Source organism: Flexivirga sp. YIM B11880 (assembly GCF_058148645.1).
In genome coordinates, this window is sequence record NZ_JBMAMH010000011.1 from 43386 (window position 1) to 56556 (window position 13171).

13 protein-coding genes are annotated in these 13171 nt (G+C 68.3%); 10 read left to right on the top strand and 3 right to left on the bottom strand.

Features of this window, described 5'->3' with window-relative positions:
* The first annotated feature begins 175 nt into the window (after positions 1 to 175).
* Positions 176 to 1966, top strand: coding sequence for an HNH endonuclease (locus tag ACN8HC_RS15180; RefSeq protein WP_490075676.1), 1791 nt, complete (start codon positions 176 to 178; stop codon positions 1964 to 1966).
* Here the strand turns inward: ACN8HC_RS15180 and ACN8HC_RS15185 are convergent.
* Positions 1873 to 2460 (bottom strand): TetR/AcrR family transcriptional regulator, encoded by a 588-nt coding sequence (locus ACN8HC_RS15185; protein ID WP_490075677.1) that lies wholly within the window; start codon positions 2458 to 2460, stop codon positions 1873 to 1875. The two genes, ACN8HC_RS15180 and ACN8HC_RS15185, sit on opposite strands and share 94 nt — an antisense overlap.
* A 143-nt stretch (positions 2461 to 2603) precedes the next feature.
* Between ACN8HC_RS15185 and ACN8HC_RS15190 the strand changes: the two genes are divergently transcribed.
* The 9 genes from ACN8HC_RS15190 to ACN8HC_RS15230 all read left to right on the top strand — a co-directional run bounded on the left by ACN8HC_RS15190 (position 2604) and on the right by ACN8HC_RS15230 (position 11978).
* Positions 2604 to 3806 (top strand): MFS transporter, encoded by a 1203-nt coding sequence (locus ACN8HC_RS15190; RefSeq protein WP_490075678.1) that lies wholly within the window; start codon positions 2604 to 2606, stop codon positions 3804 to 3806.
* Between the two features lie 8 nt (positions 3807 to 3814).
* Positions 3815 to 6220, top strand: coding sequence for a DNA helicase PcrA (gene pcrA / locus ACN8HC_RS15195; protein WP_490075679.1), 2406 nt, complete (start codon positions 3815 to 3817; stop codon positions 6218 to 6220).
* A gap of 306 nt (positions 6221 to 6526) precedes the next feature.
* Entirely contained in the window at positions 6527 to 7699 is a 1173-nt protein-coding gene (gene sucC / locus ACN8HC_RS15200; RefSeq protein WP_490075680.1) for an ADP-forming succinate--CoA ligase subunit beta, read from the top strand.
* Between the two features lie 37 nt (positions 7700 to 7736).
* Positions 7737 to 8621 (top strand): succinate--CoA ligase subunit alpha, encoded by an 885-nt coding sequence (gene sucD, locus ACN8HC_RS15205; protein ID WP_490075681.1) that lies wholly within the window; start codon positions 7737 to 7739, stop codon positions 8619 to 8621.
* Positions 8622 to 8730: 109 nt separating this feature from the next.
* Positions 8731 to 8904 carry a hypothetical protein gene (locus ACN8HC_RS15210; RefSeq protein WP_490075682.1) on the top strand — a complete coding sequence of 58 codons (174 nt, stop codon included), beginning with the start codon at positions 8731 to 8733 and terminating at the stop codon, positions 8902 to 8904.
* 56 nt (positions 8905 to 8960) lie between these two features.
* Positions 8961 to 9638: a pilus assembly protein TadG-related protein gene (locus ACN8HC_RS15215; RefSeq protein WP_490075683.1), complete on the top strand. Its 678-nt coding sequence runs from the start codon at positions 8961 to 8963 to the stop codon at positions 9636 to 9638.
* Between the two features lie 50 nt (positions 9639 to 9688).
* The gene (locus ACN8HC_RS15220) at positions 9689 to 10726 is read left to right on the top strand and encodes an OmpA family protein (protein ID WP_490075684.1); all 1038 of its coding nucleotides are present in this window, start codon (positions 9689 to 9691) and stop codon (positions 10724 to 10726) included.
* Positions 10723 to 11349, top strand: coding sequence for a hypothetical protein (locus tag ACN8HC_RS15225; RefSeq protein WP_490075685.1), 627 nt, complete (start codon positions 10723 to 10725; stop codon positions 11347 to 11349). Before ACN8HC_RS15220 ends, ACN8HC_RS15225 begins: the two co-directional genes overlap by 4 nt.
* Positions 11346 to 11978: a hypothetical protein gene (locus tag ACN8HC_RS15230; RefSeq protein WP_490075686.1), complete on the top strand. Its 633-nt coding sequence runs from the start codon at positions 11346 to 11348 to the stop codon at positions 11976 to 11978. Before ACN8HC_RS15225 ends, ACN8HC_RS15230 begins: the two co-directional genes overlap by 4 nt.
* A gap of 132 nt (positions 11979 to 12110) precedes the next feature.
* Here the strand turns inward: ACN8HC_RS15230 and ACN8HC_RS15235 are convergent, their stop codons facing one another.
* Both ACN8HC_RS15235 and ACN8HC_RS15240 read right to left on the bottom strand, forming a co-directional pair.
* Positions 12111 to 12320 carry a hypothetical protein gene (locus ACN8HC_RS15235; protein ID WP_490075687.1) on the bottom strand — a complete coding sequence of 70 codons (210 nt, stop codon included), beginning with the start codon at positions 12318 to 12320 and terminating at the stop codon, positions 12111 to 12113.
* Between the two features lie 166 nt (positions 12321 to 12486).
* Positions 12487 to 13161, bottom strand: coding sequence for a response regulator (locus ACN8HC_RS15240; protein ID WP_490075688.1), 675 nt, complete (start codon positions 13159 to 13161; stop codon positions 12487 to 12489).
* Between the last annotated feature and the right edge of the window lie 10 nt (positions 13162 to 13171).

Genomic DNA, 13171 nt, shown 5'->3' on the forward strand with positions numbered 1-13171 from the left:
GCCGGTGCCGATGCCCCTCCAAAACGTCGAGCCCTGGGTTGGCCGCAACGATCCGGTCGGTCCGTCGCCTGACCACATCCCCTGTGCACGAAGCACCTCGACGGAAGGGGGTGTGGACAGCATCGGTCGGCGAAATCTATTGCCAATGTGGGTGATTCGTGGAATACTCGAACACATGAACGGCAAACCATGTGACGACGAACAGGGCGCCATTGGCGTCCTCGACGTGTCCGTGGTGCGCGCGTTCCACGACCGGCTCGACACACCGATCGCCGACGACTCCGACCCGGGGCCGGACGACCCGGCCGGCACCCACGGGCTGCTGGCCGAGCTGCGCGCGCTGGAGGAGTTGCGTCACGCGATCAGCGCCCGGCAAGCCCGGCTGGCGGTGACCGTGCACGCCCGGCAACAGGCCGCCGACCAGGCGCGCGGGATCGCCCGCACCGCCACCCGGCGGATCGTTGGCGCGCACCTGGGGTTCGCCCGGCGGTGCACCCCGCACCGCGGCACGCAGTTCCTGGGTGTGGCGCACGCCCTGGTCGAGGACATGCCGCACACGTTGGCCGCCCTGGCGGCCGGGGCGATCAGTGAATGGGAGGCGACCCGGGTGGTGCGAGAAACCGCCGGGCTCAGCCGCGTGCAGCGGGCGCAGGTGGACGATCGAATTCGCGGCGAGCTGGGGACCACGTCCACCGACCGGCTCGCCGCGGCGGCGAAAACCGGGGCCTGCCAGGTGGCGCCCGAGGAGGTCGCCGCCCGCCGCCGGGCGGCCGAAGCCGACCGGCGGGTGCGGGTGCGCCCCGCGGCGGACCACATGGGCCGGCTGTCGGCGCTGTTGCCGATCAAGGACGCCCTGGCCTGCCAGGCCGCGTTGCGTGCGGCCGCCGACCAGGCGGCGACGAACGCCGACGGCAACGTCTGCCGGGACCGGGTGATGGCCGACACTCTCGTCGAACGCGTGACCGGCCGGTCCCGCGCCCAGGATCCGCTGGGGGCGTGCGTGAATCTGCTGATGGGTTTCGACACTCTGTTCGGTGACATTCCCGCGCACGTGCCCGGGTACGGGCCGGTGCCGGCCGACCTGGTCCGTGACTGGGTCACCGCCGGCGGCCCGACCGGCCCCCAACTGCGGCGACTGTTCACGTATCCCGGCACGGGTGACATCGTCGGCATGGACTCCCGCGCCCGCCGCTACCCGGGGCTGCTCGCTAGGTTGATCCTGTTCCGGGATCAGACCTGCCGGACCCCGTGGTGTTCCGCCCCGGTCCGGCACATCGACCACATCGAACCACACGCGGCCGGCGGCGAAACCACCGAACGCAACGGGCAAGGCCTGTGCGAACGCTGCAACTACGACAAGGAACACCCCGACTACCACCTCACCGGGCACGCCGGGCAGACCATCACCCGCACCGGCGGATTCACCCTGATCAGCCGACCACCCGCCCCACCAGGCCACCCACCACCGACAACCTCAGATCCCGAACGCACCCTGATGGACCTGGTCTTCACCCACAGCCTCCGCCGCCGCGACGACGAGAAGCGACGACACCAGAGTTACCGCGCCAGCCGGAGGTCAGCCCGGGCCGCTGGGGTGCGCGAGATCGTAGGCGCGCGACAGCTTTTGGGGCACGACCATTCGCCACGCGTCGACGACGAGCTCGCGGGCTTCGGTGCGCTCCAAGGCGGCGAGCCGAGCGTGCACCCAGTTGAAGCGCAGGTCGGACGGCGACGGCAGCTGGAACTTGTCCGGCTCGCCCGCGACCAGCGCCTCGCGTTCCTCCTTGGGAAAGGCGAAGCCGCCGAGCGGAAGAAGATCGTCGACTACCGCCATTGCGCAACCAGCCGAACCCGCTTCATGTGCAGGATTGTTCAGGCGTCGTCACTGCGGCGCATCAACAACACATCGGCGACGAGCCGCTCGGCATACACCCGATCGACCGGCATCGCGAAAACCACGTGGTGATAGAGCGGCGCGATGACGTGATCGAGCACCTGCTCGACCGACGGCGTTCGTTCGCCCCGCGTCGCCGCCCGGCTGATCATTTCCGCGAGTTGCTCCCGGCGGGCGGTCCAGCACGGGCAGCCCTCCTGCAGCACGCCATCGCGAGCCTTGACCATCGCGCGTAGGTAGCGCGTGCGGTGCGGGCGGGCGATGTCGTCGGCGATGGCGCCGGCCCAGCCGCGCAGGTCGTCGGCGAGCGACCCGGTGTTCGGCAACTCCTCGTCCTCCCGGGTGAAGACGGCGACCGCGACTTCCTCCAGGAGCGCATCGATGTCGCCCCACCGCCGGTAGACGCTGGTCGGGTTGACGCCGGCGAGCTCGGCGACCATCGGAACGGTGATCTCGTCCGGCCGGCGGGTCGCCATCAACTCACCGACGGCCGCGTGGACCGCGTCCTGCACGCGAGCGCTGCGGCCGCCGGGGCGGCGTTTCACGGCGGTGGACTGCGTCGGCATACTCACCATTATTGCAGTGAGCTTGGCATTAAGCGAGTCGCGGCGTACGCTGCACAGCTAACGCAATATTGGTTGCAATTAGCGAGGCTGGTATGTCGTATCGCTTGTCCCGTCCCGCCGGCTTCGCCGTTGCGGGTCTTGCCATGACCGTCCTGATGGTCGGAGCGGCAGCACCGTCGCCGCTCTATCCGGTCTACCAACACCTCTGGGGTTTCTCGTCTTTCACCCTCACGGTGGTGTTCGCGGTGTATGTCGTGGCGCTGCTCGCCACCCTGCTGACGGTGGGTTCGCTCGCCGATCACCTCGGCCGCCGCCCGATGCTGATCGGTGGTCTGATCCTGCTGGCGATCGCGATGGTGATCTTCGCGGACGCGTCCAGCGTGACCGAGCTCCTGCTCGCGCGCATCGTGCAGGGCGTCGCGACCGGTGCCATCACCGGCGCCGTGGGCGCGCTGGTGCTCGATCTGCAACCGAGTCCGCACATCGGTTCGGTCGTGACCGGCGGTGCACCGGGGATCGGGCTCGCTCTCGGCGCAGCGCTGGCCGGGGGATTGGTGCAGCACGCCCCCGCACCGCGGCAACTGGTGTTCTGGGTGCTGTTCGCGTGTTATGTACTTCTCGCCGTTGCAATCGGATTCGCGCCGGAGGCTCGCCGGGAGGAAGTTGGCGGGCGCGCCATACGCACCGCACTGCGGCCGAGCGTGGGAGTAGCGGAGGCCGCGCGACCGACCTTCGGGACCTGGGCGCCGGCCTTGGTCGCCACCTGGGCACTCGGCGGGCTCTATCTGTCGCTCGGCTCGTCCGCCGTCGCTCGGCTGCTCGGCGTCACCGATCACTTCCAGGTGGGCCTCGTGTTGGCCAGCTTCTTCGGGCCGGCGGGTCTCGTGCTGCTCGGCATCGGCGCCGTACCGCAAGCAGCCCGGCGCACGCTCGGCTTCGCCTCGTTGGGTGGCGGCGTCGTCGTCACCCTCGTCGGCGTCGTGTTGTCGTCGGGCGCGGTCTACGTGCTCGGCTCGGTGATCGCCGGCGTCGGGTTCGGAGTGACGTTCCAGGCTGCCGTCGCCGCGATCGGAGCGGTCACCCCCGCAACCGGCCGTGCCCAGACGTTCGCCGCGATCTACGTCCTCGGCTACACCGCGTTCAGCGTGCCGGCAGTCGTGGCGGGGCTCGCCGCGCAGGACTGGGGGCTGCGCCCCACCCTGCTCGGCTACGGCGTGCTGGACATCGCCCTGGTACTGCTGGCGGCGCTGCTCGCCGTGCGGACCGCTCGCCGGGCCGCGGCCGCGGCCGCGACGTGCGCTCGGACCGCATCCTTCGGTCCTGGTCGGTGCGGCCACGTAAGCTGACGGGCGAGATGAGCAGCCTTTTCGACGACCTCCCGTTGCCCGGATTCCCGCCTGACGCTGCGTCGGCGACGGTGCCCACCGATGTCGACGAGCGCGGCGTGCCGACCTGGGCGAGTCTGCGCAAGGAAGTGCCGGCTGCGGTGGACAAGCCGGTGCGGCCGTCGGCCGCCGACCCCGAGAGCCTGGTCAGCGGACTCAACCCACAGCAGCGTGAAGCGGTGCTGCACCAAGGTCCGCCGCTGCTGATCGTCGCCGGTGCCGGCTCCGGCAAGACCCGCGTGCTGACGCACCGGATCGCCTATCTGATGGCGGCGCGTCACGTGCAGCCCGGGCAGATCCTGGCCATCACCTTCACCAACAAGGCCGCCGCGGAGATGCGTGAACGTGTCGAGGCACTGGTCGGCCCGGTGGCTCGCTCGATGTGGGTGTCGACCTTCCACTCGGCGTGTGTGCGGATCTTGCGCCGCGAAGCCGCCAAGATCGGGCTGAAGTCGACGTTCTCGATCTACGACGCCGCGGACAGCCAGCGGATGATGGCGCTGGTCATGCGCGACCTCGACCTCGATCCGAAGCGCTTCCCGCCGCGTTCGTTCAGTCATCAGGTCAGCAATCTCAAGAACGAGCTGATCGACGAGGAGACCTACGCCTCTCGGGTGGTGGACGGCACCCATCAGGAGCAGCGGCTCGCGGAGGCCTATTCGGCATACCAACGCAGGTTGCGACAGGCCAACGCGCTCGATTTCGACGACCTGATCATGACCACGGTCAACATCCTGCAGGCGTTCCCCGACGTTGCCGAACACTACCGCCGGCGCTTCCGGCACGTGCTCGTCGACGAATACCAGGACACCAACCACGCGCAATACCAGTTGGTCAAAGAGCTTGTGGGGACACCCATTTCGGATCCGGCGCTCGGTGAGGTGCCGCCCGCCGAGTTGTGCGTGGTGGGTGACGCGGACCAGTCGATCTACGCCTTCCGTGGCGCAACGATCCGCAACATCGTGGAGTTCGAGCAGGACTATCCCGAGGCGCACACGATCCTGCTGGAGCAGAACTACCGCTCAACCCAGAACATCCTGCAGGCCGCCAATGCCGTCATCGCCAAGAACGAAGGCCGGCGGCCCAAGAAGCTGTGGTCTGACTCCGGCGACGGCGAGCCGATCGTCGGGTATGTCGGCGACTCCGAGCACGACGAGGCCGCGTTCGTCGCACGCACCATCGACCAGCTCGGCGACGAACACGAGGTGAAGCCCAAGGACGTCGCGGTCTTCTACCGCACGAACGCCCAATCGCGAGCGCTGGAAGAGGTTTTCGTGCGCGTCGGGCTGCCTTACAAGGTGGTCGGCGGCACACGCTTCTACGAGCGGCGCGAGGTCAAGGACGCGCTCGCCTATCTGCGGGTGGTCTCCAACCCGCTCGACACCGTCAACCTGCGCCGCATCCTCAACGTGCCCAAGCGCGGCATCGGTGATCGGGCGGAGGCGTGCGTGGCCGCCCTCGCCGAACGCCAACGCATCCCGTTTGTCGCCGCACTCGGCCGAGCGGCGGACGCGCCCGGCATCGCCACTCGATCGGTGACCTGCATCAACGCATTCACTGCACTGTTGGAGTCGCTGAGCGAGGTCCACCAGGCCGACGACAAAGGGGTCGGCGATCTGCTCGAAGCGATCCTCGACCAGTCCGGCTACCTGTCGGAGCTGCGCCGGAGCGCGGACCCGCAGGACGAGACCCGCGTCGAGAACCTCGCCGAACTCGTGGCCGTAGCAAAGGAATTCGACGAGAACTACCCCGGCGGATCTTTGGAGGACTTCCTTGAGCAGGTGTCGCTGGTCGCGGACACCGACGAGATCCCGACCGAGGATGGCGAGGACACGGGCGTCGTCACACTGATGACCTTGCACACCGCCAAGGGGCTCGAGTTCCCCGTCGTGTTCCTCACCGGCATGGAGGACGGCACCTTCCCGCACCTGCGGGCGCTGGGAGACCCGAAGGAGCTCGAGGAAGAACGACGGTTGGCGTATGTCGGCATCACCCGCGCCCGCGAGCGGTTGCACATCTCGCGTGCCGAGGTGCGGTCGGCATGGGGGGCGCCGCAGTACAACCCGCCGTCGCGTTTCCTCAGTGAGATTCCGTCCGGACTGATCGACTGGCAGCGGGTGACGACGACGGCGACGCGTCCGTCGTCGACGCCCGCGGTCGCCCGGCTTGCAGCAAAGCCGGGCGTGCGCAGTCCGGGCAATCGCGCCGTGATCTCACTGGATTCCGGCGATCGCGTCACCCACGACACGTTCGGGCTCGGCTCCGTCATACGTGTTGAGGGGCAGGGCGACCGTGCGATGGCGCACATCGACTTCGGCGGCGACGTCGGCGTCAAGCGGCTGCTGCTGCGTTACGCGCCGGTCGAGAAGCTCTGAGCCGCCATCCGAAGATGCCTCCGGTGCCGGTCGATCGGAGGGTGGCGGTCGGAACGACCGCGCGTGAGATCTGTCACGTACCGACCGGTAGACCTGGACCCCACCTGTGCCGGTGGTGCGCGTAGCACTAGCATCCGGTCTGGACACCGAGGTCCCGGACACGCCGTCCGCGGCGGACCGGCGGCCTGATCCCTTCAGAAGTTCATCACGAATCAACATGAGGGGGCCTGCTCCGCGTGACCGGCCGGCAGCATGTGCGGCCCGGCCGCCCGCGGTGACGACTCCCGGGACGAGGACGGATTCCGCGTGGATCTTTTCGAATACCAGGCGCGCGACATGTTCGAAGCGCACGGCGTGCCGGTGCTGGCCGGCAAGACGGCGACCACTCCGGAGCAAGCAGAGCAGGCCGCTGCCGAGATCGGAGGCAAGTCGGGCGGCGTGACCGTCGTCAAGGCGCAGGTCAAGACCGGTGGCCGGGGCAAGGCGGGCGGCGTGAAGGTCGCCAAGTCGCCGGAGGAAGCGCGTGAGCTCGCGGACCAGATCCTCGGCATGGACATCAAGGGCCACACCGTCGGCACCGTGATGATCGCGCAGGGCGCGGACATCAAGGAGGAGTACTACTTCTCCGTGCTGCTGGACCGGGCCAACCGCAGCTACCTTGCGATGTGCAGCAAGGAGGGCGGCATGGAGATCGAGCAGCTGGCCGTCGAGCGCCCCGACGCCCTCGCCCGCGTGGCGGTCGACCCCAACGTCGGCATCGACGCGGCCAAGGCGCAGGAGATCGTCGACGCCGCCGGCTTCGACGCCGAGCTGGGCGCCAAGATCGCCCCGGTGCTGCAGAAGTTGTGGGACGTCTACGCCGGCGAGGACGCGACGCTGGTCGAGGTCAACCCCCTGGTGCAGACCGGGGCCGGCGACATCGTCGCGCTGGACGGCAAGGTCACCCTGGACGCCAACGCCGACTTCCGCCACCCCGACCACGAGGCGCTGGAGGACAAGTCCGCCGCCGACCCGCTGGAGGCCAAGGCCAAGGAGAAGGGCCTCAACTACGTCAAGCTGGACGGCCAGGTGGGCATCATCGGCAACGGCGCCGGGCTCGTCATGTCGACGCTGGATGTCGTCGCGTATGCCGGCGAGCAGTATGACGTCAAGCCGGCCAACTTCCTCGACATCGGCGGCGGCGCCAACGCGCAGGTCATGGCCGACGGCCTGGACGTCATTCTCGGTGACGAGCAGGTCAAGTCCGTCTTCGTGAACGTCTTCGGTGGCATCACCGCGTGCGACGAGGTCGCCAACGGCATCAAGGGCGCCCTGGAGATCCTCGGCGACAACGCGACCAAGCCGCTGGTCGTCCGCCTCGACGGCAACAACGTCGAGAAGGGCCGGGCCATCCTCAACGAGCTCAACCACCCGCTGGTGACCCAGGTCGACACCATGGACGGCGCAGCCGCTCGCGCGGCCGAACTCGCCTCCAAGTGATCAGCTGACGGCATACGAACTTAAGGAAAAGCAAGCAATGGCAATCTTTTTGGATGCTGACAGCAAGATCATCGTGCAGGGTATGACGGGCGGCATGGGCTCCAAGCACACGGCCCTCATGCTCGACGCCGGGTCGAACATCGTCGGTGGTGTCAACGCCCGCAAGGCCGGCACGACGGCCGAGATCGGCGGCAAGGAACTGCCGGTCTTCGGCACCGTCAAGGAGGCGATGGAGGCCACGGGCGCCAACGTGTCGGTCGCGTTCGTGCCGCCGAAGTTCGCCAAGGACGCGGCGATCGAGGCGATCGACGCGGAGATCCCGCTGCTGGTCGTCATCACCGAGGGCATCCCGGTGAAGGACTCCGCGGAGTTCTACAACTATTCGGTGGGCAAGAAAACCCGGATCATCGGCCCGAACTGCCCGGGCATCATTACCCCGGAGGAGTCGCTGGCCGGCATCACCCCGCACACCATCGCGGGCAAGGGCCCGATCGGCCTGGTCTCCAAGTCGGGCACGCTCACCTACCAGATGATGTACGAACTGCGCGACTTCGGCTTCACCACCGCGATCGGGATCGGCGGTGACCCCGTTATCGGCACCACGCACATCGACGCGCTCGAGGCGTTCGAGGCCGACCCCGACACCAAGGCCATCGTGATGATCGGTGAGATCGGCGGCGACGCCGAGGAGCGCGCCGCGGCATACATCAAGGAGCACGTGACCAAGCCCGTCGTCGGGTATGTCGCGGGCTTCACCGCGCCGGAGGGCAAGACCATGGGTCACGCCGGCGCGATCGTGTCCGGCTCGTCCGGCACCGCCGCAGCGAAGAAGGAAGCGCTCGAAGCAGCCGGGGTGAAGGTCGGCAAGACGCCGTCCGAGACCGCCGAACTGATGCGGGAGATCCTGAAGGAACTCGCCTGATCGAGCTCGTAGAAGCCCGGCCGTCGGAGGATCTCCTCCGGCGGCCGGCTTCGTTTCCTGGGCCCGTGGGCCCTGGGGTGATGCACCGGCCCTGGGTAGCGTTGCGCAGATGACACTGCGTTCCAGCATCGAGCGCGCCGAGCAGGGACAGGGCACGCTCGAATACGTCGGGATGATCGCCCTCGCCACGCTGCTGGTCATCGCCATCGTCGCCGCCTTCGGCAGGGGCACCAGCCTGGCGGACATCGTGAGCGGCGCGATCGGCAAGATCACCGGGATCTGATCGGCGCCACGCTGCGTCCAACCCACCGAACGCCTGCACGTCGACGAGAGAGGGGTATGCCCGTGCGCCGTACCCACGGATGCCGTCGTCGCATCGCACGCGACGAGCACGGCCAGGTCGCAACGGGGCTGATCATCTGCGCGGCTCTCGGCCTGGTCGCCATCGCCTTCTGGGTGATGGTGCCGATCGGCTCCGCGGTCAACCAGAAGTCGGACACCCAGAACGCCGCCGACGCGGCGTCGCTCGCCGGCGCCGACGACGTCATCGACCACGTCCTCGACGACATCCGGACGCTGCCCGTCGGGCCGTTCGAGCCGAGCACCTTCTTCTGCGCCCTCGGCGCCTCCGACGCTCAGCAACTGGCCCATCGCAACGGTGCCCACACGATCAGTTACTGCTACGACTGGCGCACCGACCGGGCCACGGTCGAGGTGGCGGCCGACAAGGCACTCTCCGGCGGACAGCACTCGAAGGCGAAGGCCGTCGCGCAGACCGGTGTGCCATGGGGCAGTTGCCACTTCACCAACCTGCCCACACCGACCCCGACTCCCAGGCCCAGTGCGAGTTCACCCAGTGGGTCGTCCACCCCGTCACCGTCCAGCAGTGCGCCGCCGCAGCCCGTGCACCTGGTGTGCGGTGGCGTCACGATCGACTACGACCTGCAAGACGGCCACCTCGTACTCCACGATCTGCCGGCGCTGCGCAATATCTTGAAGGCGCGACTGGTGGACTGATCGACGCCCCTGCCGACCCGAGAAAGGAACGATCGACCGTGCTTTCCAGTATGCGAATCCGAGGGGGTGCCCTCGCCGTCTCGGCTGCCGTCCTGGTCGCCGGGGTGGGCGCACCGCCGGCTTCGGCCGCGTCCGAAGGCGACATACCGATCGCGGGCACCTTCGTCTACAACGGCAGCAACGACACCGGTAACCCGGTGATCCACGGCGCCGTCAACGCCGTGGTCCGTGTGCCCGGTGGCACCGCGGTCTTCTACTCCCTCGGCGGCCCGGGCGCCAATCCGAGCGCGGTCATGCCGTCCGTCGGGCTCAGCACGCCATACCAGGCCGGCGCCGCCTGGTCGGTCGCCGTGGTCGACACCAAGGGGCTCAAGCTCTACCTGCCGCTCGTGTCGTCGGACCAGAAGTGCCTGTGCAGCACGGTGTCCGACATCAGCGACTACGGCGGCACCAAGACACCGCGGGTCGGCTGGGCCGTGCTGCCCGAGTTGCCTGCCGGCCTCACGAGCGTCACTGTGCAGTTCGGCTACGGCAACCTGGTGGTCGACGTCCCGGTGACCGGCACCCTGCCGACGCCCACCGCCGGCTCGTCGCCGGTCGAGCTCGGCAAGGGCTGGCCGAAACTGCCGGACCAAGCGACCCTCCAGCAGGCCGACCCGGCGAAGTCGATCCGGTCGCTGGCGAGCAACGTCGCCGACCCCACCACCTCGACCAAGACGACCTCCGACTCCACCGCCATCTCCGTCGACGCCGACGTCCTCTTCGACTACGGCAAGGCCGATCTCACGGCCAAGGCGCAGGGCACGCTCCGCAAGGTAGCTGCCCAGTTGTCGGCCAAGGGCGACGGCCAGGTGTCCATCGTCGGTTTCACCGACAACACGGGCAGCAACTCGTTCAACCAGGACCTGTCCGAGCGGCGCGCCCGATCGGTGCAGAAGGCGCTGCAGCAGTTGGTGACCAAGAAGGGCCTGTCGTTCACTGCCTCGGGCAAGGGCGAGCAGGACCCGGTCGCCGACAACAGCACCGCCGAAGGGCGACAGCTCAACCGCCGCGTGACCATCACCTTCCACACCGGAGGTGCCCGATGAACCGTTCCGTCAAGGCGACCGCCACCGTCGCCGCCGGCTTGGTCGCCCTGTCGCTGGCCGGCTGCAGCAGCGACTCCCCGGCCCCGGCGAAGTCGTCCTCCGGCTCGCACGGCCCGGTGCGCGGCTCCGGCACGTCCACCAGCGGCCGGTCTGCTGCGGACGCGGCGATCGCGGAGGTCATGGGTTCGGGCGACAACTTGCCGGTGCTCGGCACCAGCCACGGCACGCTCGAGGCTTCGTCCGGGAAATCGTCCGTGATCGCCGAGATCCTGCAGGTGAAGAACTCCGCGCAGGCGACCCTGGTCACCTGGCGGCTGAAGAGCGCCTCGGGGGCGACCACCGACACCAGGTCGTTCCAGTTCGCCCGGCCGCCGTTGTTCGACACCCGGCTGCTCGGGGTCGTGGACCCCGCGACCAAGAAGATCTACCACCCCTACACCTACGTGCCCGCGCAGGGCGACGGCTCGGACACCTCGTGCGTGTGCAGTGAGCTGCCCAACTCCGTCGACACCACCGGGACCGTCCTGTATGCCGTGCTGCCGCCGCTACCCTCCGGCACCACCACGGTGAACCTCACGCTGCCCGGGTTCGCTGCGGTGACCGGCGTGAAGGTGACGTCATGAGAAGCCGGTTGCTGGGCGTTCCGGCTGCCATCGGCGTACTGGCGCTTGTCGCGGCGTGCGGCAGTGGCTCCGGCGGTGGCTCGCAGGGGCCGTCGATCTCGCTGCCGTCCTCGGCGAGCACGGCGCAGACGCCGATCTTCCCGGCGGGCCCGGGTCCGTCCGACGGGCACAAGGTCGTACAGGGGCCGGCGTCGTTCGTCGTGTCCGCCGGCTTCGAGCAGGAGGGCGATCCGGCGCAGCAGTCGAAGTCCACGAGTGTGTCGTTCGTGTCCACCGAGCAGGCGCAGGGGAAGCGGGTGGCGATCGTGGTGTCATGGTCCAACGGCAAGGACGCCAAGACCGCGAAGCTGGAAGCACAGGCGTTCCGCGGTCAGCTGCTGGACGTCGAGCACGTCGGCGACCTGCGGATGGTGCGCGTGTCCTGGCCCGGACTGCACGACGCCTATCAGTTCGCCTACACCGACCACAACGTCACGCCTGCTGCAAAGACGCTGGTGCTGATGGGCGAGGCCGCCTCCGGGCAATACATTTCGGTGACAGCCAAATCGCCGGCCGCGCTCGTTCAATCACAGCACGTGGCAGCGGTGTGTGGTTCATTGCGGCTGCACAATACCTCGAGCACGACCTGAAGCGATATTCCCGCAAAAGGGAGGCCGCCTTTCGGCGGCCTTCCCTTCTTTCGGATGCGGCATCTGTCTTTGACAATCAGCAGGGCCGCTCCGGAAAAGGAACGGCCCTCCTGATTGCGGCGAATGCGGTGATCAGCCGCCGATGCCGGTGATCTTGCCGATCGCGTCGGTGACCTTGGTGGCCAACTTGCCGCCGTCGCCGAACGCGCCGACAATGGCCATCACCAAGAGCGCGGCGAGGGCGATCATGCCCACGTATTCCAGGGTGCCCTGCCCCTTTTCGGCGCGCTCCTCGAATGTCTTGACGAGGCGGACGCGGGTGGCGACGATTGCACGAGTCATGGGTCTTCTCCTTGAAAGATATTCGGGAAGATTTGTTCCCGTTCCCCCCTGGGGGCTTTATTTCCTGACGAGATAAACATTACGAGGACCGTGCATTTCGTGGCAGGGCCTGCAGGCCCAATCCCGGGCCCATCTCTGCGACCGTTTCCGCTGGGTCCCAGGGCCGTCAGGTGAGCCACAAGGAGACAGCAGCGGACCGCGTCGTCACGCCGAGCTTGGCGAAGATGTGGTTGACGTGATTCTTGACCGTCTTCTCGGCCAGAAAGAGCTTGCCGGCAATGTCGCCGTTGGCCAGGCCGGCCGCGATCAGGTCCATGATCTCCAGCTCGCGCCTGCTGAGGCCGTAGACGTCGTGCCGGCTCGCGTCCGGCAGCGGCGCCGAGGAGATCAAGGCGCTGTGCACCGCGTCGATGGCGGGCTGCGACAGCACCGAGCCGCCCTGAGCGACGGCCCGGATGCCGGCGGTCAGCTCGGCGGGGGAGAACGCCCCGTGCACCAGGTAACCGCGGGCCCCGGCGGACAGCGCACCGCGGACGACGTCCGGCGCGTCCGAGTAGGTCAGCATCAGCACGTTGGTCACCTCGTGGACCTCGTGGACGACGGTGATGCCGTCGGCGAACGGCATACGCACATCAACGAGGGCGACGTCCGGACGATGCCGCTGGATGAGCTCGATCGCGGCGCGTCCGTCGCCGGCCTCGCCGACGACGTCGACCGAGGCGTCGATCTCGAGCATGTTGCGCAGCCCGACCCGGATGATCTCGTTGTCGTCCGCGATGGCGACGCGCAGCCGGGTCGTCGGGGCGACGCCGGTGGCATTGGTGGTGTCCGTAGTCGTCATGGCTGCTGGT